We start from the raw sequence: 19,996 nt of genomic DNA, 5'->3' as shown, positions 1-19,996 counted from the left end.
ATCAACAGCCCGGCCGGCGTGGTCGGCGCCGGACCCGCGGCCTGCGAAAAAATCAGCTCGTGGGGCTTCGACGTGACCGACGCGCACATGCAGGAACTGGCGGCGTCGGTCGGCGAGACGACGCTCGATGCGCGCACCGGCGGCGCGCCGTCGCTGGCGGTCGGGATGGCGCACATCTTTGCGCATTCGCTCGGCGGCAAAGCGGTGATGGCGCTCTGGTATCATTTCGCGATCATGTTCGAGGCGCTATTCATCCTGAGCACGCTTGACGCCGGCACGCGGGTCGCGCGCTTCATGCTGCAGGATCTGCTCGGCCACATCTACGCGCCGCTCGGCGACAGTTCGTCCTATGCCAACATCGTGGCGACTTCGTTCCTGATTTGCGCCGCGTGGGGCTATTTTCTTTATTTCGGCACGATCGATCCGTTCGGCGGGATCAATTCGCTGTGGCCGCTGTTTGGAATCGCCAACCAGATGCTCGCGACGATCGCGCTCTGCGTCGCGACCAGCGCGATGATCCGGCAGGGCAAGCAGCGCTACGCGTTCGTCACGCTGATTCCGCTCGTGTGGCTGGTCGCGGTGACGATGACCGCGGGAATCGAGAAGATTTTCTCCGCGATGCCGAACGTGGGATTTCTGTCGCACGCAGCCAGGCTGGCGGCGGAGGCCGCGACGCCCGGAATCGCAGAGGCGCGCGCAGCCGAGATCGCGCGGCTCATCTGGAACGATCGAATCGACGCGGCGTTGACCGGATTTTTTATCGCAGTGGTGATCGTGATCCTCGCGGATTCAGCGCGCGCGTGGAGCAAACTGCTGCGCGGCTCCGACCCGAGCGCGCGCCGCTCGCAGCAGGCGGCGGCATGATCATCAAGATGAAATCGATGCGCGCCGCGGCGATTCGAATCGCGATGATCGTTCACGCGATCACCGCCGAACTTCGCCGCTTGAACAGCGCTCGGATCGATTCGGCGCAGCTCGCCTCGATGCCTCGTCTCGAACGCACACGATTGGTGAAATCGGCGCTCGTCGAGCATCATCGGCATCCGAATCGATGCTGCTAGTTCTCTTGCTACGCGCGAAACCCGTCGATTGCCGACTACGTAGATCCTTTGCGCGTTGGGCGTCCTATGAGCGGGGGCGGCTGGTTTTAGCGCTCGCGATACCCTTATAATAGTTCGACGTTTTTTAAGTGGCGGTGATATGCTCCATCAGGTGAGCGGCGCAGGCGGGCTGGGGGTGGTGGAACTGGTGCTGGGCACGGGCCCGGTCGTCGCCGCCGTGCTTTGGATCCTGGTCGCGTTTTCGATCGGGAGCTGGGGAATAATCCTCTACAAGCTGTTCCAGATTTCACGCGCGCGGCGCCAATCCGAGCGCTTCATCTCGATTTTCTGGGAATCGAAAAACCTCGCCGCGATTCATACTGCGAGCGTCGGCTTGCAGCGGAGTCCGGTCGCGCAGGTGTTCCGCGCGGGATACCAGGAACTGCTGCAACTCACCCGCGCCAAGCGCCAGGCGGTCGGCGCTGACTCCGGCTTCTCGACCGACTTGGGCGGCGTGGCGAACGTCGCGCGCGCGATGAAGCGGCAAGAGAACGTCGAGCTGACCAAGCTCGAGTCGGGCATCACTTTTCTCGCGACCACCGGGTCGTCGTGTCCGTTTATCGGGCTGTTCGGCACGGTGTGGGGAATCATGACGGCGTTTCTGGGGCTGTCGGCGTCGCATACGTCGAGTATCCAGGCGGTCGCGCCGGGTATTGCCGAGGCGTTGATCACGACCGCAGTCGGCTTGGTCGCGGCGATTCCGGCGCAGATGTTCTTCAATTATTTCATCGCGCGGATTCGAGTGCTGGCGACTGAGATGGATAATTTCACTTCCGAATTTTTGAATATCGCGGAACGTCACTTCCTATCGTAACGAGGCGCCCCTCAGATGGCCTTTGAGCCCGGACAGCGCGGACAATTCGTTTCGCAGATCAACGTCACGCCGCTGGTCGATGTGATGCTGGTGTTGTTGGTGATCTTCATGGTCACCGCGCCGATCATCCAGCAGGGCGTCGAAGTGAATCTGCCGAAGGTTCGCGCGCAGGCGCTCGAGGGCAAGGAAGAACAGTTCGTGGTGTCGATTACGAAGCCCGGCGAGATTTATCTGAACGACGCGAAGCTCAGCTCGGCGGAACTCACCGACAAGCTTAAGGCTATCTCGCAGGAACGGCCCGACCGCCAGGTTTTTATCCGCGCCGACGACGCGGTTCCGTACGGCGACGTGATCCGCACGATGGCGGCGATCAAGGCGGCGGGTATCGAGAACGTCGGGATGGTGACGCAGGTGCCGGCCGAGGGCGCCGACACGGCGCCGAGCGAGCGCAAGAGTGGCAGCGCGGGACCATAACGGCGACGAACAGCCGTCGCGCGCCGGCTACCTCGCCGCGATCCTGATCTCCGCGCTCGGCCATGTCGCGATCATCGCGCTGGTGGTCTTCGTCGCGCCGATGTACATGAAGGCGCCCGAAGCCGCGCCGCCGGCCTACACGGTGAAAATCGTCGATGACATCCCGGCCGGCGACCTCGGCACTCATCTGCCGCGAATCAATCGCAATCGAAAGGAAGCGAAGGCCGAGCCCAAACCGGAGGAGCCGAAGGTCAAGATCGAGGAGCCGAAGCCGCCGGAGTTGGCGCCCGACGACGACAAGAATGCGATCGCGCTGAATACCAAGATCGAAGCGACGCTCACGCCCACGCCGACTCCCGAGCCCACGCCTGAGCCGACTGTACAGCCCACTCCGGTGCCCACTGAGCGCGCCAAGCCGACGCCGAAGGAGACGCATACGCCACACGCGAAAGGGTCGCCGAAATCGTCACTTAAGTCGTCGCCGCAGCCGGCCAAGCGCGCACCCAAATCGGCGCCGTCGATCGTAATCGCGAAGGCCGAATCGACGCCGAGCGTCGAGGATCGGCTCGCGACGGTGAAGCGAAAATTACTGGAAGAGCATCTGAAGAACGAGAAGAAGCGCGCCGCGGAGGATGACGACCGCGACGACGAGGATACCGGCGAGGAAGCGCCGCCGGGGCCGAAAGGCGGCGGGCCGGTCGCGGGCAAAGTCGCGAGCGCGGGGCGCGGAATGGGAATCGGACCGGGGACCGGCAGCGCGGGGATTCAACAGGACCTCGATTTTCTGCTCTACTATCAAACGGTGCAGGATCAGATTAAGAAGGCGTGGAACTTTTACGGCGGCAGCAATGAATTGACCGCGACCGTCGATTTCTCGATCGGTCCCGACGGCGCGCTGACGGCGGTCAAGATCGGCAAGAGTTCCAAAGATTCCGCCTTCGACGATTCGGTGATTCGCGCGATCCGCCGCGCCGCGCCGTTCCCGCCGCCGCCCGACAAGTTTCGCGATCGTTTCGGCGCGGGGATCGAGGCGCTGTTCCAGCTCGGCGAGCTAAAATCATAGGCGGTGCGCGGGGAAGTGGTGGTGGCAGTTATGATGATCGCCGGCTCTGTAGTGAAATAGGAACATGAAACGATTTCAGCTCCCAGGCGCGATCCTGTTCGCAATCGTTTTTACCGCGACTGCGCGTCTCGCCAGCGCTCAGCCGCTGCCGTCCGACTCGGGACCGCTGCAGATGACGATTCGCGGGCCCGGCTCGCAGCTCTCGACGATTTCGGTCTCGGGCCTGAAAAATCTAAGCGGCGACGACGACCATCGCACGTCGGCGGATTTCGTGCGGACGCTCAGCCGCAACCTCGAGCTCTCCGGATATTTTCGGATTATCGATCCGCACGCGTATATCGAGGACCCGCAAACGTCGGGCTTCGAACTCGGGCAGTTCAATTTCGCCGACTGGCGCTCGATCAATTCGGACTTCCTGGTCAAGGGATCGATCGCGCAGGAAGGAACCACGATCAAGCTGACCGCTTACCTGTACGACGTCGCGCAGCAGCGGCGCATGATGGGCAAAAATTACAGCGGCACGCCGAGCGACGTGCGCCGGATGGCACGGCGCTTCGCCGACGCGGTGATGGAATCGTCCACCGGCCAGAAGGGCCCGTTCGACAGCAAGCTGGCATTCGTCTCGACGCGCGGCGGACGCTTCAAGGAAATTTATACGCAATCGATCGACGGCGAGGATTTGTTCAAGCTCACCGACAATCCGACGATCAATCTGTTCCCAAGCTTCGATCGCACCACCAATTACGTGCTGTATCTTTCATACAAGAGCATGCAGCCGGCGCTTTATCTCGCGGACTTGAAAGCACAGCGCGAAATCAAACTCGACAGCCCGCACGGCCGCGTGATCGGCGGAACGATTTCTGAGGACGGGACCAAAGTGGCCGCGTCGATCGAGCGCGAAGGCGCCACCAACCTCTATTTGCTGACGCGCGAAGGCGAGCAGGTTCGACAGCTCACCGACACCACCGGCATCAACGTGAGTCCGGCCTTTTCGCCGGACGGATCGATGCTCGCGTTTACTTCCGATCGATCCGGCTCCCCCCAAGTCTGGGTGATACCCACCGCGGGCGGCTCGCCCCGCCGAATCACCTTCAAGGGCGACTACAACACCACGCCCAACTTCGCGCCGAAGGGCGACCGGATCGCTTATCAAGGCCGCGCCAACGGCCGTTTCGATATCTGGACGATCGCGCTCGGCGGCGGCGCTCCGACGCAACTTTCTGATGGCAACGGCTCGAACGAGTATCCGAGCTGGTCGCCTGACGGCCGCTATCTAGCGTTCAACTCGACCCGCGGCAGTCATTCGCGAATTTATATTATGATGGTCAGTAACCGGAAGATTATTTCTGCTCTGACGGAGGGTATAGGCAATGACACGTGTCCATCGTGGTCGTGGTGGCTGGGTGAGTAGTAGCTCAAATTTGGCTGGAGCGATCGCATTGATAAGTCTCGGCGTGGTGCTGGCGCTCGCCGGATGCTCGTCGAAGAAGACGCAGGGCGTCGGCGATTTGAGCAGCGCCAATCCCGCTGGAATGGGTGAAACTGGCAGCGGCAAGAGCTCGCTCGAGCAGATGCAGCAGGGGTCGCTCGGCCAGGGACAAAGCGGGCCGCTGACTGACATCCATTTCGGCTACAACGAATACACGATCGAACCGCAGGACGGCTCGATCCTGAAAGGCAATGCGAGCTGGCTGCAGAAAAATTCATCGAGCCGCGTGCAGGTCGAGGGACATTGCGACGATCGCGGGTCTGAGGAATACAATATCGCTCTCGGCGCCAAGCGCGCGCAGGCAGCCAAGGATTACCTGGTAACCCTGGGTATCCCGGGCAGCCGAATTTCAACCATCAGCTACGGCAAGGAGCTTCCACTTTGCACCGAACACGACGAAAGTTGCTGGGCGCAAAATCGCCGCGACCATTTCGTAGTGAACCAGTAAGGTCCTCGGTTGTGAGTATCTTCAATTGGTCAGCGCGCGCTGGCGCGGTTGTCGCCGCGTTCACGATCCTTGGCTGCAGCTCGCAAAACGACATACAGCAGCTCAATCAAAATGAGTTCACGCTGCGCGGCATGATCGCCGCCGATCGCCAGCAGATCGATTCGCTGCAGCAACAGATTCATCGGTTGAACGATCAAGTCCTCACGATCAAGCAGGGCAATGCCGACGCGGAGGGCGAATCGTCATCGCCATCGTCCAACAACAAGCGCATCGCCGAGCTCGAGTCGGAAGTGAAATCGCTGCGAGCGGGAATCGCGGCGTCGCCCGGCGTCAATCCGCCGCCAGCCGACGAGCTTGCGAGCACCGAACCTGAAACTGCGCCGCCGCCCGCGAGCGGCTTGCCGCCGTCGGGATACAGCGCGCCGCGCCCCGCGCCCGCGGAGCCGGCCTCGACCTGGCAGCAGGAACTCGATCAGGAAATCGACCAGGCGAAGGCGTCGAGCGAGCCGGGCGTCAAGCTCTATCGCTCTGGTCTCGACGCGATGAAGGCCGGCAAGTATCCGCTGGCGGTGACGATCTTCACCAAGCTGCAGCATTCGTTTCCCAAGTCCGCGCTGAGCGAGCCGGCCGAATATTTCGCCGCCAACGCGCTCTATGAAACCGGCAAGTACGATCAGGCGATCCTGCAGTTCAACGACCTCGTGATGCGCTATCCGAAGGGCAGATTTGCCAGCGCCGCGCTGCTGCGCGAAGCGGAGGCGTTCCTCAAGCTGAACGATCGGATCGATGCGCGTCTGACGTTGCAGAAACTGGTCGCCGATCACGCCGGGACGCCGCAAGCGACCGGCGCCAACACCATGATGAAAGATCTCGCAAGCGATTAAGATGAAGAATCTCGCGAGCGACCAGCCGCGCCGATTTTCGACGCTCGACAGAATGCGGCGACAGTATTGAAATGGAGATAATTCGCGACCTCGAGGCGCTCGCGCGCCATCCGTATCCGGTCACGGCGATCGGCAACTTCGACGGCGTGCACATGGGGCATCGCGCGATTCTGAAAGCTGCGATCGATCGCGCCCGCGCGGCCGGCGGCACCGCATTCGCGCTCACCTTCGATCCACTGCCGGCCAAGCTGCTGGTTCCCGCGCGCGCACCGCAACTGATTTTGCATCCGGAGGACAAGCTCGAACTGCTGCGCCTGTCGGGTATCGACGGCGTGATCGTAATCAACTTCACGCTCGCGCTCAGCCAGCTCTCGCCGCGCGATTTCGTTCGCGACTATCTGCTCGGCAAGATCGGCGCGCGCGAAGTCGTGGTCGGGCACAGCGTCAGCTTTGGCCACCAGCGCGCGGGCAACGCGGCGGTGATGGTCGATCTCGGGCGCGAATTCGGTTTCGACACCACGGTGGTCGGTCCGGTCAAGCTGGGCGGACTCGAGGTGAGCTCGACCAAGGTGCGCGAGATGATCCAGTCGGCCGATTTGCGCGGCGCGGCCAAGCTGCTCGGCCGCTATCACTTCATCCACGGGGCGGTGATTCACGGACGTGAGCGCGGCCGCACGATTGGATTTCCGACCGCGAATATCGAGAGCGAGACCGAATGCATCCCGCCCGACGGCGTGTATGCGACGCGCGTGGTGCTCGACGACGGCGCGTATGGATCGATTACCAATATCGGGATGCGGCCGACGTTTTCGGAGACGGCGCGCTCGATCGAGGCGCACATCTTCAATTTCGATCGCGATATCTATGGCCAGCGCGTGAAGCTCGATTTGATCGAGCGGATTCGGCCCGAGCGCAAGTTTGAATCAGCCGAAGCGCTGCGAAGCCAGATCGCGCTCGACTTGAGCAAAGCGCACGAAATCCTCGCCGCCGCCTGATTCGTCCGACGACGCCCGATTCGTAGCTTGATGATTCTACCGCGCAGCGGCGATCCACTGGTTCGCGAGGCGCTCGACCCACGCTGCGACGCGTGATTCGTCCTCGGGCGGATTCGCGAGAATCACCAATTCATCGACGCCGGCGCTCGCGTATCTTTTCACGTCGGCCGCTGTGATCTTCTTGGTGTACGGGCACGCGATGATCTCGACCTCGCTCGCATCGCGGCTGTTCTGATCGAGCAGTTCGCGAAGCCGTTTGATCTTCGCGGCAGCCTCGTTTGGATCGAGATTGAAGCCAAACCATCCGTTGCCATACTCGGCGGAGCGCCTGAGCGCCGGTCCGCTCTCGCCGCCGAAAATGATCGGCAGGCGCGCGCCCCGCGCGGGCTTCGGAAAACTCTTCGCGCCGTCAAAGTTCACGAACTCGCCGTGAAAGCTGGTCGCGTCCTCGCTCCACAGCCGGCGCATCACGTCGATATATTCGCGCGTTCGCTGCGCGCGCCGCTCGAACGGAATTCCCAAGGCCGCGAATTCCTCCGCCGACCATCCGATTCCGACGCCGAGCGCGAAACGCCCGCGCGCCAATCGATCGAGGCTGGCGACCTCCTTCGCGAGGACCAGCGGATTGTGCTCCGGCACCAGGCAGATTCCGGTCGCGAGCCGAATCGACTTCGTCACCGCGGCGGCGAAAGTCAGCGTGATGAACGGATCGAGCCAGTCCGCGCCGCCGGGCAGCGGAAATTCGCCGCCCGCGGTGTAGGGATACTTCGAATCCTGCGCATCGAAGAGCACCACGTGCTCGCCGACCCACAGCGTCGAAAAACCAACGCGCTCAGCGGTTTCAGCAGTCTTTAGCACCGTGTCCGGGCGCGCGCCGGCGCCGATTCCAAGTGCGAACAGTCCGACCTTCATCGCGGTGACTCCGGCGAATCGGCGCCGGCCATCCGCGGCGTCTTCACGAACTTCAGCATGAATCGATCGGTCTCGCCGCGCTTCTTAAACACATTCCAGGTGCGATCGTCTTCCGGATGACGCAGCGCCTTCGACGCGGCGACCAATTTGAATCCCGCTCGCTCGACATCCTTGACCAGAAATTTCTCATCGATTCGATGTAGCGTGGTGGTGTCCGCGTCGCCGGTGCCGGGCTTCGCACTGTGATCGATGATCTCGTAAACGCCGCCGGGTCGCAGCGCCTTGAACACCGCCGCGTTGACGTTTTCGCGATTCATCTTGAACCCGACCATGTCGTGATAATTCAGATGAATAATGACCGCGTCGAGGGTGTCCGGCTCGACTGGCAGCAAATCGGGCGCGTCGTAGGGCTTGTTCACTGTAACCACATTTTTCAAGGCGGGTTCCTTCAGCCGTTCCTGCCACGCGTCGCCGATCTTCTGGAACTGCGGAGGAAACGGTCCGTTCTGCGAATAGACTTTGCCGGTCGGGCCGACCGCGCGCGAAAAAAGTTCCGTCAAGTAGCCACCGCCGGCGAAAATATCGGCGATCTTCATGCCCGGCTTGATGTCGTAAAACGCCATGATTTGTTCGGGCTTGCGGCCTGCGTCGAGCGCTTTGTCGGCGGCGGGTCGATCTGGCGAATTGATCGCGTCGGCGATCTCTTTCGAGATTTTGTCGGGAGGAATCGGCGCCGTCTCGGCGACCTCGGCGGCCACCGCCGGTATCTCGGCGCGGACCGCTGATCGCGGAGCCGCTGCGGCGAATATGATTGCCGCGGTGATCAGCAAGATCGGCTGCGTGGATTTGGTTTTCATCGGTCTATCTCCGATAGCAAGAATCGCTGCTAGTTGATTCTAGCGCTTCGCCGCAACTTGCGTTCGGCCGCGTTCCATCGCGGCGTTCCGCCGCGCTTCCATATCTTGCGTGTGGCCGCTCAGACCGAAGGCGCGCGAGAAGTCCTGCTCGATTCGAAGACCCTCTTCGAGCGGCACGCGCGACGCCAGATCGTAGAGCCGCTTCATTTGCTTCACCACCACCGGATCGCAACTGAGGATTTGTCCGGCTAACTCCTTCGCCGCCGGCATCACTTGCTCGCGCGGCACCACACGATTCACCAGGCCCATCCGCTCCGCGTCGTGCGCGCTCAGATAATTGCCCGTAAGCGAAAGTTCCTTCGCCTTGCGGAGCCCGACGGCGCGCGGCAACCGTGCGGACATCCCGCCCGCCGGCATCAGGCCGACGCGCGCATGAGTGTCGGCGAACTGAGCAGTGTCGGCCGCGATGATGATGTCGCAGGCGAGCGCGAGTTCGAATCCGCCGGTGATAGCGAATCCATTGACGGCCGCGATCACTGGAACCTCCATGTCTTCGATCACCGAAACGAACGTGACGTTGCCTTCCTCGCGCAGCCCGCCGCCGAGATCCTTGAGATCCATGCCGGCGCAAAAGGCGCGGCCGGCGCCCGTGATGATCACTGCGCCGACGTCGCTCGCGATGCGCAATTCGCGCATCGTGCGGCAGAACGACGCGCGGAGTTCGCGATTCAGCGCGTTCAGCTTCTCCGGGCGACTCAGCGTAACGGTGGCAATCCCGTTTTCCTTTTCCAGCATCAGCACGGGTTCACTCATGGACATCCTCCAGCGGTTGCTCTCAACTAAACACGCCTGCGGCGGTCGGCAAAGCAGCGGCGATTTACAGCGCGCCCGACGATGCGGTCTTTTCCTGCGGAGGAATGCTCGGCGCGGGCGCCTTCACGTCGGCATGCGCCCACGCCTTTTTGAATCGATCCTGCACTTGCGACGCGTCGTCGGCGTTGCGCGCGGTAAGGCATGCTTCGAGTCCCGCGAGCGACCAGCCGTTTTCCGGATTGCGCGCGAGATCGTCGCGAAACACCTGCTCCGCGTCCGACGGCTTGCCCGCGGCGATAAGTTCCATCCCGAGCGTCTCGCGCACCGGGTAGTACCACGGCGGCGGCTCCTCGTAAGTGAGCGTGTCCTGAATCGCAACCGCGGCGCGAAGCTGCGCGATCGCATCGTCGTGCTTGCCCTGGGCGGCGGCGATCTCGCCGGCGAGCGTTTCGGAGCCGAGCTCGAGTAATTTTTTGGCGGAGTTGAATCCGACGATACGATCGGCGGGCGTGGCCGCGACGATCGCCTCGAGTTGCTTGCGTTCCTGTTCAGCCTGATCGAATTTTTTCTTCGCGACAAATGCCAGCCCGCGCGCGTAATGCCACACTCCCGTCAGGTACGTAAACTCCGACGACGGCGCCGGTTCCTTTAGAATCGCATCCCATTTCCCGAAACGAGCTTCGGTGAAATAACGCGACGGCAGCGTGAACTCACCCATCGGCATCGAATGAATCATCTGCAGCGACTCGGGCGAATAAGACACCACGTCGAGATCGTGCGACGCCTTGAACGCACACTTGCTGTTGCCCTGCATCATGCACGACGCCCACAGGAACTGGATGTTGTGCGGATAGTACATCAGCGGGTAAACGCCCTTGGGATTGCGCTCGCGGATGTACACCCGGTCGGCTTTGATCGCGCGCTCATTCGCCATGGCGGAATTTTGATAATCCCCGGTGCGGATATAGATGTGCGACGGCATATGCACGAGATGGCCCGACGCAGGCACGATCGGGCCGAGTCGATCGGCGGCCGGCAGCGCGCGCCCAGGATTCGGCGAGGCCTCGACCGCGTGGATATAATAATGATTCGCGCCCATGTGATCCGGATATTTCGCCATCACGCCTTCGAGCGTCGCCACGATTTCCTCGGTGCCCGGAACCGGCTTGCCGTCGGGGGTCCATAGATTCCACGGATGGAGATCCATCATCGATTCGGCGAACAGGACTCCTGCGTCGGGATCGTCGGGATATTTTTTCGCGACGTCGCGCATCGCGTTCGCGTACGCGGTCTGCAGCGCGTCGGTCATCTTGCCGTCGGCCGCGTAACGCTGCGCGAGCGCCTCGATATACGCGCGCTCGGGTTCGCTCACCTTGGGCTCGAGCGAACGCGCCTTCTGAATCGCCTCGTAGGCCGCCTTGCCGCGCTCATCGTCCTCGGGCAGGTTGATGTTCGGCCCGAGCGAAAGCGCGATTCCCCAGTACGCCATCGCCATGTCCGGGTCGCGCTGCGCCGCTTCCTTGAATGAGCCGGCCGCCTCGTCGTGGTTGAACGCGTAGATGAAGGTCAGGCCCTGGTCGAAATATTTTTGCGCGAGCGGAGAATTCGTCGTCACCGAATGATGCAGATGGCCGAGGCCGTCGAAAATCGGTTCGTGACGAGAGTCCGCACTCGGAGATGAAGCGGCGGCCGGTGATGCGGGAGCAACCGGCGACGAATCGCATCGCGCCGGTGCGGCGATCGCAATCGAGAGCATCAGGCCGGCTATAGTAGCCAGAATTTGCGTCCGCATAGGCTTACCCCGTTAGAGGATGTGGTACCACGGCGGCCGGAAATCGAAAAGCCGAGATCGCGGCGGGCGCGCGGGATAGGGTGAGTGGACTTGCCCGGTATCCACACGGCAAGATTGCATTTGCGGCAGGCCGCGCTCATGGACCCTGAGACATCATCATCGCCATCCGAGACAACCCCCGGCTTCGACGGACTCCGCGTAGTTTCGTTCGAGAGCCGGTTGGCGGCCGAGGCGGTCAGAATGATCGAGCGGCGTGGCGGCGTCGCGATCATCGCGCCGGCGATGCGCGAAATTCCGCTCGAGGACAATCGCGCCGCGCTCGAGTTCGCGGACCGGCTGCTGGCGGGCGGATTCGAACTCGTGATCTTTCTGACCGGCGTCGGCGCGCGCGCGCTGTTCCAGGCAATCGAGACGCGGCATCCGCGCGGTCTGATAGTCGAGGCTCTAAAGAAGGTCACGACCGTGGCGCGAGGACCTAAGCCGATTCGCGCGATGCGCGAGCTTGGCCTCGAGCCGACGATCGTCGTGCCGGAGCCCAACACCTGGCGCGAGATACTGAACTCGGTTTCGGCGCGCGGCGATCTGAACGGCCAGCGCGTCGCGATCCAGGAATACGGCGCGTCGAATCGCGAGTTGATCGCGGGCCTCGAGGCGCGCGGCGCAATCGTCACGGTGGTGCCGGTTTATCGATGGGCGCTGCCGATCGATCGCGCGCCGCTGCGCGCGGCGCTGGAGCAGATCGCGGCCGGCGAGGCCGAGGTCGCGCTCTTCACCAGCTCGAATCAAGTGACCAACGTCATCCAGATGGCGGAGGCGGACGGAATCGGCGCTGATGTGATGCGCGGGTTTTCGCGGATGGCGGTCGGATCGATCGGGCCGGTTTGCTCCGAGCAATTGCGTGCTTACGGAATCGCGGTGGACTTCGAACCTCAGCACTCGAAGCTGGGCCATTTCGTGAACGAAGCCGCAGCTCGTGCCGCATCGATCCTGGCGTCGAAGTACCGCGCGCCGCGAATCGAAGTCGTCGAGGTGCCGATTCGGAGGCGTGTCGCGAGCGCACCGCCGATACGATCGCCGCTGCACGATCATCCGATGATGAAAGCGTGCCGGCGCGAGGCAGCGCCGTACACGCCGATTTGGCTGATGCGGCAGGCAGGCCGCTACATGCCGGAGTATCGCCGCGTTCGCGAGCGTCATGATTTTCTCGAGATGTGCCGGCAACCCGAACTTGCCGCCGAGGTCACCGTCACGGCGGTCGAGCGGCTCGGCGTCGATGCGGCGATTATTTTCGCAGACATTCTGCTGCCGCTCATTCCGATGGCTGTGGGGCTCCATTTTGAAAAAGGCGACGGCCCGATTATCGATCGCCCAATTCGGAGCGCCGCCGATCTGGATCGGATCCCGCCGATCGATCCGGATGCGCTGAACTTCGTCGGCGAATCGATCAAGCTGGTGAAGTCGGCGCTCGCGAACAAGACTCCGTTGATCGGATTTGCGGGCGCGCCATTCACGCTCGCTTCGTATCTGATCGAAGGCGGATCGTCGCGGCAATATCAGGCCACCAAAACTTTCATGTACACGCAGCCAGAGGTGTGGCATCGCCTGATGGAGATGCTGGCGCGAATCACCGCCGACTATCTGAAAATGCAAATCGCGGCCGGCGCCGATATCGTGCAGATTTTCGATAGTTGGGTCGGCAGCCTCGGCCCCGACGATTTTCGCCGCTTCGTCCTGCCGCATACTGCCGCCGTGATTGCTGCGATTCCGGCGGAAGTGCCGGTGATTCATTTCGGCACCGTGACCGGCAATCTGCTCGAGCTGATGCGCGCGGCGGGCGGCGACGTGCTCGGCCTTGACTGGCGCGTGAACCTGGCCGAGGCGTGGGCGCGCCTCAACTACAGCGTCGCTGTGCAAGGCAATCTCGATCCGGTGGCGCTCTTCGCCGACGTTCCGGAAATTCGCACTCGCGCCCGCGCTATCCTCGATCAAGCGGGCTGCCGCGCCGGCCACATCTTCAATCTCGGTCACGGAATCCTGCCCGAGACGCCGGTCGATCATGTGATCGCGCTGGTCGATGCGGTCCACGAGATGAGCGCGCGGCACTGAACTTCGATGAGCCCGAAATGCGACGCGGTGCTAATCGCCGGCTTCGGCGGACCGACTCGCGCTGATGAAGTGCGGCCGTTTCTCGACAACGTGCTGCGCGGGCGGCCGATGCCGCGCGAGCGGTACGAGGAAGTCGTTCATCACTACGAAGTGCTCGGCGGAAAATCGCCCTACAATGAATTGACGATGCGGCAGGCCGAGGCGGTGCGAGAATCACTCCGCGCGAAAAATATCGAAGTGCCGATCTCGGTCGGGATGCGCAACTGGAAGCCGTACATCGGCAATGCGCTGCGAGATCTTGCAGACGCTGGCGCGCGGCGAGTGCTCGGCTTCATCATGGCGGCGCATCGCAGCGAAGCGAGTTGGGAGCGCTACCAGGCGACGATCGAAGAGGCGCGCGATGCGCTCGGCAGTTCTGCGCCGACGATCGAGTATCCCGCGCCGTGGCACAATCATCCGCTGTTCATAGCGGCGACTGCGTCGCGCGTTCGCGACGCGTACGCGCGATTGGATGCCGCCGCTAGATCGCGCGCGCGGCTCGTTTTCACCGCGCACAGCATCCCGGTTGCGATGGCCGAAAATAGCAAGTACGTCGAGCAGCTTACTGAATCGGCGCGGCTCGTCGCGAATGAACTTGGCGTCGCATCGTGGAGCCTCGCGTATCAAAGCCGGAGTGGCAGTCCGCGCGATCGATGGCTCGAGCCGGCCATTGGCGACGTGCTGCACAATCTCGACAGCGATGCGGCGGTGGTAGTACCGATCGGATTTAATTGCGATCACGTTGAGGTACTGTACGACCTCGACGTCGAGGCGGCGCAAATTGCGCGCGACGCCGGCGTCACGATGGAACGTGCGCAAACCGTCGGCGACCATCCGCAGTTCATCGAGATGATTGCGTCGATTGTGAGCGCGCACGTGACCAATTGATCGGCGCGCGAGCGCGACGAACGTCCGAAATAATTTGCGGGAGCGGTTCACGACGAACTCCAAATCCCAAATCAGGCGCGTAGCGGTGGTCGGCGGAGGAATCACCGGCCTCAGCGCGGCGTATCGGCTTCGGGAAATAGCAGCGACGCGCGAAATCCCGCTCGAAGTCGCGCTGCTCGAGCGTGGCGATCGCGTCGGCGGACCGCTCGAGACGATCCGCCGCGACGGATTCGTAATCGAGACCGGCGCCGATTCATTCTTGTCTGAAAAACCATGGGCCGCGGATCTCGCCAGACGCCTTGGCCTTGGCGCCGAACTGATTCCGACTCGCGAAATTTATCGCCGTACATTCGTCGTGCGCGCCGGACACCTGGTTGCGATTCCGGCGGGATTCTCGATGCTCGCACCGTCTCATCTCGGGCCGGTTTTTTTCAGTCCGCTGTTTTCGATTCTCGGCAAACTCAGAATCGCGCTCGAACCGCTTATCCCGGCGCGCACCGACGGCGCCGACGAAAGCCTCGCGTCATTCGTGACGCGCCGGCTCGGCCGCGAGGTGCTCGAACGAGTCGCGCAACCGCTCGCCGGCGGAATCTACACCGCCGACCCGAACCGCCTGAGTATCGCGGCGACGCTGCCGCGCTTCGTCGAGATGGAGCGGCGTCACGGCAGCTTGATCAAGGGACTCCGCGCGGCGGAACGATCGAGCACAGCGAAAAACCGGAATGTAAGCGGCGCGCGATGGAGCCTGTTCCAGAGTTTCAAAACCGGGATGGCGGCGCTGCCGAAAGCGTTGGCCGCCAAGCTCGGTAGCTCGATTCGCAAATCTGCCGAAGTTGTTGCGATGTCGCGAGACGGCGAGCGCTGGCGGCTCGCGACTGCGAACGGCGATACAGTCGAGGCTGACGCGGTGATCGTCGCGGCGCCTGCGTATGCGACCGCGCGCATTTTGTCGTCGATTGCGCCGCGCGCGGCGCAACTGCTCGCGCAAATCAGCTATGCGTCGGCGGCGACGGTCAACCTCGCCTTCATGCAGAGCGATTTTCCGGCGCCGCCCGAGGCCTTCGGTTTCGTGGTTCCGGCAATCGAGCGGCGCAGGATAATCGCCGGCAGTTTTTCTAGTTTCAAATTCGAAGGACGCGCCCCCGATGGCGCAGTTCTGGCGCGCGCATTCGTCGGCGGCGTGCTCCAAAAAGAAATGATGCTTTTATCCGACGACGAGATCGTCGCCGCGGTGCGCGACGAATTCCGCGCGTTGCTCGGTATCGGCGTGACGCCGACAATCGTCGAAGTTCGGCGCTGGCCCAACTCGATGCCGCAGTACGAAGTCGGGCACCTGGCGCGCGTCACCGAAATTGAAACTCTGCTCGCCGACGTCCCCGCGTTCGCGATCGCTGGCGCGGCGTATCGCGGCGTCGGCATCCCCGATTGCGTCCGCAGTGGCGAGCAGGCGTCCGACGCGATCTTCGCTAAACTCATTTCAGACACCTGAATCGTGAGCATCGGGAACACATCGACGACCGCCTCAACTGCGCATTGGCCCCGCGTGATCGCACACGCTGACATGGACGCCTTCTTCGCCGCGGTCGAAATTCTCGACAATCCCGCGTTGCGCGGCCTGCCCGTAATCGTCGGCGGACGCAGCGCGCGCGGCGTCGTCACGTCGGCGTCGTATGAGGCGCGCAAATTCGGCGTGCGCTCGGCGATGCCAACCGCGCAGGCGCAGAAGCTTTGCCCCGACGGCGTGTTTGTGCCCGGCCGGATGAACCGCTACGTCGAGATTTCGCGCGTCGTGCAGCGCGTCTTCGAAAGTTTCAGCCCGGTGGTCGAGCCGCTCTCGCTCGACGAGGCCTTCATCGATCTGACCGGCACCGAACGACTGTTAGGCCCGGCGCTCGGCGCGGCGCGCGATCTCAAACGCCGCGTGCTCGAGGAAACCGGGCTGGTCGTGTCGGTGGGCGTCGCGCCGACCAAGATGGCTGCGAAAATACTGAGCGACATGTCGAAGCCCGACGGCCTGCTAGCGATCGGTCCTGAATATTTGACCGAATTTTTGCGCCCGCTGCCGGTCGAGCGGCTCTGGGGTGTCGGCCGCGTCACGCTCGCGCGCTTGAATGAACATGGAATCAGGACGGTCGGCGATCTCGCAAGCCGCGATGCGGCCGAGCTCAAAAGTCTGTTCAGTTCGATGGGTCTGCATCTGCATGAACTGGCATCCGGCCACGATGCGCGCCACGTAATCGCCGATTGGCAGCGCAAATCTTACGGCGAGGAGAATACGTTCGCACACGATCTCGCGCAGGATTCGGATGAACTCCACCGCGCGCTGATTGCTCATGGCGATACGATCGCGCGGCGTCTCCGCGCCGACAAAGTGCGCGCGCGAACTATCACACTGAAGCTGAAACTCGCGCGACCGCTCGGCGGCGGGCGCTATCCGCTCGTCACGCGCAGTTTCTCGCTCGAGCATTCGACCAACGACGGTCCTGAAATCACGCGCCTCGCGATTCATCTGCTGAGCCGCGTGCGTGACCGTGACAAGATTCGGCTGGCCGGCGTGCAGGTGCATCATCTGGAACGCGCGGACGATTCTCAACTGGGGCTGTTCGATTCCGCGCCAACCGTCAACGACGATCGCAAACGCGATCGTTTGAATCGCGCGCTCGACGTGGTCAACAAAAAATTCGGCGAAGAGGCAGTCACTCGCGGCCTCGCCCGCGCCGAACGCGCGGCCCCGTCGCGCCGCATCAAATAGGAGGGAAAAATGAGAGGGCGAATCGTAAGAAAACAGAATCCGGGATTCTTCGCTTCGCTCGAAATGACAAAAGATAATTTGCCGACAAAGATCTTTTTCGATTCACTCAGGCCGATCGAATCTTCGCGATGCTCGGTTGGGATCTTTCGACTACGGCAGCCTCCGCTCAAGATGACGGAAAAGAAGCGACCCGTCCGAGTCGAGAATCAGTGTGCTCGTGTCATTCAGAGCGAAGCGAAGAATCCCGGATTCTTTCTTCGCGCCGACTGCACCCTCACCCGCCGATCCCTCGCTTCGTTCGGTGTCGGCGACCTCTCCCGCAACTAAGCGGGCGAGGTATTAAAAAGGGCCCCTTCGCTCAGAATGACAAAGTAGCGTTTCACGACGACGCAGGCGCCAGCAATGTGGGTGGTTGTTTGCCTGAGTCGCGATGAAGCATAATCAGGATTTCCGACCAATCTGCGGGAGGCGACGGTCCACCGACAATGGCGGCTAAAACCCTATTCGAGAAAATTTGGGAATCGCATGTCGTGCAGGAAAAGGTGCACGAGCCTTCCCTGCTCTACATCGATTTGCACCTGGTGCACGAAGTCACTTCGCCGCAGGCGTTCGAGGGCCTGCGACATTCAGGACGCAAAATCCGCGCGCCCCATCGCACCTTCGCGACGCAGGATCACAACGTCCCGACCACCGATCGATCCAAGCCCATCGCTGATCCCGATTCCAGGCTCCAGGTCGAAACGCTGCGCCGCAACTGCGCCGAATTCAACGTCAGGCTCTACGATTTGGGCTCGCGCGACCAGGGAATCATCCACGTGATCGGTCCGCAGTTGGGACTCACGCAGCCCGGGATGACGATCGTTTGCGGCGACAGCCATACCGCGACGCACGGCGCATTCGGCGCGCTCGCGTTCGGAATCGGCACCAGCGAAGTCGAGCACGTGCTCGCGACGCAATGCCTGTGGGAGGAACGTCCGCGCACCTTTGAGATTCGCATCGATGGCAACCTCGGCGCGGGTATCAGCGCGAAGGATTTGATCCTCGGGATCATCGGGCGCATCAAGACTGACGGCGCGACCGGCCACGTGATCGAGTATCGCGGCTCGGCGATCGCAGCGCTCTCGATGGAAGAGCGGATGACGATTTGCAACATGTCGATCGAAGCCGGCGCGCGCGCCGGGATGGTCGCGGCGGACAAGACCACCGTCGATTACTTGCGCGGACGCCGCTACGTGCCGACCGGCAAGGATTTCGACTCGCTCGCGGAGCGTTGGCTCCAGTGCCGCAGCGACGACGGCGCGAAATTCGATCGTAGTGTCGTATTCGATGGCGCATCGTTCGCGCCGCAGGTGACGTGGGGCACGAATCCCGCGATGGTCACCGACATCAGCGGGCGTGTGCCCAATCCAGCCGAGATTGACGACAATGAACAGCGCGATACGGTTGAACGCGCGCTCGCATACATGGCGCTCCGGCCGGGGACGAAAATCGAGGACATCAAGATCGATCGCGTGTTTATCGGATCGTGCACCAATTCACGCATCAGCGATCTCAAGGCGGCCGCGGAAGTCGTCAAGGGCCGCCGCGTCGCGGGCACGGTGCACGCGATGGTGGTGCCGGGGTCGCAGGAAGTGAAGCTCGAAGCGGAGACGCTCGGCCTCGACAAAATTTTCACCGAGGCGGGCTTCGAATGGCGCGAGTCGGGATGCAGTATGTGCCTCGCGATGAATCCCGACGTGCTGCTGCCGGGCGAGCGATGCGCCAGTACGTCGAATCGCAATTTCGAAGGACGCCAAGGGAAAGGTGGCCGCACTCATCTGGTGAGCCCCGCGATGGCGGCGGCGGCGGCGATCGCCGGCCACTTCGTTGACGTCCGCGAGTTCACCAATCGCTAGAGGAGCGCCAAGATGCGTGCATTTGAAAAATTCACGGGCACGGTGGCGCCGCTCGATCGCGCCAATGTCGAGACCGATCAGATCATTCCGAAACAGTTTCTGAAAGCGGTGGTGCGGACTGGCCTCGGCAAGGGACTTTTCTTCGACTGGCGCAAAAATCCCGACGGCAGCGAAAATAAAGACTTCGTGATCAACAAGCCGCGCTACCAGGGCGCGTCGATTCTGGTCGCGCGCAACAATTTCGGATGCGGCAGTTCGCGCGAGCACGCGGTGTGGGCGCTTGAGGATCACGGCTTTCGCGCCGTCATCGCGCCGCAGTTCGCCGATATCTTCCACAACAACAGCTTGAAGAACGGCTTTCTGCCGATCACGCTGAAGCCTGACGAAGTCGAGCACATTTTTCGCGCGACCGACGACTACGAATCGTATCGGCTTACCGTCGATCTCGAAGAGCAGACCGTCTCCGACGATTTCGGATGGACCGCGCATTTCGAGATCGAGCCGTTTCAGAAGAAATGCCTGCTCGAGGGCCTCGACGATATCTCGCTCACGCTGGTGCACGAGGACAAGATTGCCGCGTACGAGAAGGCGCATCCGCTGCCGCATCGATTCGAGTAGGCGCGATCTCGTTTGAGCGAGCGCTAGCAGGATGCGGAAAAAGTGTTTTTGACCCCT

20 protein-coding genes are annotated in these 19,996 nt (G+C 62.3%); 15 read left to right on the top strand and 5 right to left on the bottom strand.

The genetic code is table 11. The annotated features are described in order from the left end of the window. From Q7S58_RS14945 to pal, 7 genes are all read left to right on the top strand, one after another. A partial coding sequence (locus tag Q7S58_RS14945) for a carbon starvation CstA 5TM domain-containing protein (protein WP_304827328.1) occupies positions 1-864 on the top strand: 864 nt, incomplete at its 5' end. Between the two features lie 8 nt (positions 865-872). Beyond that, positions 873-1,061, top strand: coding sequence for a hypothetical protein (locus Q7S58_RS14940; protein ID WP_304827325.1), 189 nt, complete (start codon positions 873-875; stop codon positions 1,059-1,061). A gap of 151 nt (positions 1,062-1,212) precedes the next feature. Beyond that, the gene (locus tag Q7S58_RS14935) at positions 1,213-1,914 is read left to right on the top strand and encodes a MotA/TolQ/ExbB proton channel family protein (RefSeq protein ID WP_304827322.1); all 702 of its coding nucleotides are present in this window, start codon (positions 1,213-1,215) and stop codon (positions 1,912-1,914) included. 15 nt (positions 1,915-1,929) lie between these two features. Then, positions 1,930-2,388 carry a protein TolR gene (gene tolR, locus Q7S58_RS14930; protein WP_304827319.1) on the top strand — a complete coding sequence of 153 codons (459 nt, stop codon included), beginning with the start codon at positions 1,930-1,932 and terminating at the stop codon, positions 2,386-2,388. Continuing rightward, complete coding sequence (locus Q7S58_RS14925; RefSeq protein ID WP_304827316.1) at positions 2,369-3,451, top strand: cell envelope integrity protein TolA; 1,083 nt, start codon at positions 2,369-2,371, stop codon at positions 3,449-3,451. Before tolR ends, Q7S58_RS14925 begins: the two co-directional genes overlap by 20 nt. Positions 3,452-3,515: 64 nt before the next feature. Continuing rightward, positions 3,516-4,862 carry a hypothetical protein gene (locus Q7S58_RS14920; protein ID WP_304827313.1) on the top strand — a complete coding sequence of 449 codons (1,347 nt, stop codon included), beginning with the start codon at positions 3,516-3,518 and terminating at the stop codon, positions 4,860-4,862. Next, positions 4,855-5,388 (top strand): peptidoglycan-associated lipoprotein Pal, encoded by a 534-nt coding sequence (gene pal, locus Q7S58_RS14915; protein WP_304827310.1) that lies wholly within the window; start codon positions 4,855-4,857, stop codon positions 5,386-5,388. The genes Q7S58_RS14920 and pal overlap by 8 nt, the downstream gene beginning before the upstream one ends. A gap of 29 nt (positions 5,389-5,417) precedes the next feature. Here the strand turns inward: pal and Q7S58_RS14910 are convergent, their stop codons facing one another. After that, positions 5,418-5,570, bottom strand: coding sequence for a hypothetical protein (locus tag Q7S58_RS14910; protein ID WP_304827307.1), 153 nt, complete (start codon positions 5,568-5,570; stop codon positions 5,418-5,420). A 3-nt stretch (positions 5,571-5,573) separates the two neighbouring features. Between Q7S58_RS14910 and bamD the strand changes: the two genes are divergently transcribed. Together bamD and Q7S58_RS14900 are read left to right on the top strand one after the other, a co-directional pair. Beyond that, a complete protein-coding gene (gene bamD, locus Q7S58_RS14905) occupies positions 5,574-6,272 on the top strand; it encodes an outer membrane protein assembly factor BamD (protein ID WP_304827304.1) in 699 nt (232 codons plus the stop codon). A 71-nt stretch (positions 6,273-6,343) separates the two neighbouring features. Further along, a complete protein-coding gene (locus Q7S58_RS14900) occupies positions 6,344-7,267 on the top strand; it encodes a bifunctional riboflavin kinase/FAD synthetase (RefSeq protein ID WP_304827301.1) in 924 nt (307 codons plus the stop codon). 36 nt (positions 7,268-7,303) lie between these two features. On the opposite strand, the gene Q7S58_RS14895 is transcribed toward Q7S58_RS14900, so the two are convergent. From Q7S58_RS14895 to Q7S58_RS14880, 4 genes are all read right to left on the bottom strand, one after another. Beyond that, the gene (locus Q7S58_RS14895) at positions 7,304-8,179 is read right to left on the bottom strand and encodes an LLM class F420-dependent oxidoreductase (RefSeq protein WP_304827298.1); all 876 of its coding nucleotides are present in this window, start codon (positions 8,177-8,179) and stop codon (positions 7,304-7,306) included. Beyond that, a complete protein-coding gene (locus Q7S58_RS14890) occupies positions 8,176-9,036 on the bottom strand; it encodes a class I SAM-dependent methyltransferase (protein WP_304827295.1) in 861 nt (286 codons plus the stop codon). Before Q7S58_RS14890 ends, Q7S58_RS14895 begins: the two co-directional genes overlap by 4 nt. A 39-nt stretch (positions 9,037-9,075) precedes the next feature. Then, positions 9,076-9,849, bottom strand: a complete 774-nt coding sequence (locus tag Q7S58_RS14885) for an enoyl-CoA hydratase (RefSeq protein WP_304827292.1) — start codon at positions 9,847-9,849, stop codon at positions 9,076-9,078. A 64-nt stretch (positions 9,850-9,913) separates the two neighbouring features. Continuing rightward, positions 9,914-11,641, bottom strand: a complete 1,728-nt coding sequence (locus Q7S58_RS14880) for a M48 family metallopeptidase (protein ID WP_304827289.1) — start codon at positions 11,639-11,641, stop codon at positions 9,914-9,916. 240 nt (positions 11,642-11,881) lie between these two features. Between Q7S58_RS14880 and hemE the strand changes: the two genes are divergently transcribed. From hemE to leuD, 6 genes are all read left to right on the top strand, one after another. Then, the gene (hemE, locus tag Q7S58_RS14875) at positions 11,882-13,747 is read left to right on the top strand and encodes a uroporphyrinogen decarboxylase (protein ID WP_304827286.1); all 1,866 of its coding nucleotides are present in this window, start codon (positions 11,882-11,884) and stop codon (positions 13,745-13,747) included. A 6-nt stretch (positions 13,748-13,753) separates the two neighbouring features. Further along, a complete protein-coding gene (gene hemH / locus Q7S58_RS14870; RefSeq protein WP_304827283.1) occupies positions 13,754-14,674 on the top strand; it encodes a ferrochelatase in 921 nt (306 codons plus the stop codon). 85 nt (positions 14,675-14,759) lie between these two features. Further along, on the top strand, positions 14,760-16,163 hold the full coding sequence (gene hemG / locus Q7S58_RS14865; protein ID WP_304827280.1) for a protoporphyrinogen oxidase: 1,404 nt from the start codon (positions 14,760-14,762) through the stop codon (positions 16,161-16,163). Between the two features lie 54 nt (positions 16,164-16,217). Further along, entirely contained in the window at positions 16,218-17,426 is a 1,209-nt protein-coding gene (gene dinB, locus Q7S58_RS14860) for a DNA polymerase IV (protein ID WP_304827276.1), read from the top strand. A 485-nt stretch (positions 17,427-17,911) separates the two neighbouring features. Further along, the gene (leuC, locus tag Q7S58_RS14855) at positions 17,912-19,321 is read left to right on the top strand and encodes a 3-isopropylmalate dehydratase large subunit (RefSeq protein WP_304827273.1); all 1,410 of its coding nucleotides are present in this window, start codon (positions 17,912-17,914) and stop codon (positions 19,319-19,321) included. A gap of 12 nt (positions 19,322-19,333) precedes the next feature. Beyond that, complete coding sequence (gene leuD, locus Q7S58_RS14850) at positions 19,334-19,939, top strand: 3-isopropylmalate dehydratase small subunit (protein ID WP_304827270.1); 606 nt, start codon at positions 19,334-19,336, stop codon at positions 19,937-19,939. Positions 19,940-19,996 lie beyond the last annotated feature (57 nt).

Origin of the sequence: Candidatus Binatus sp. (assembly GCF_030646925.1) — a bacterium.
Classification (GTDB): domain Bacteria; phylum Desulfobacterota; class Binatia; order Binatales; family Binataceae; genus Binatus.
The sequence above is the reverse complement of the archived record's forward strand: the minus strand, read 5'-3'. Positions and strand labels throughout refer to the sequence as shown.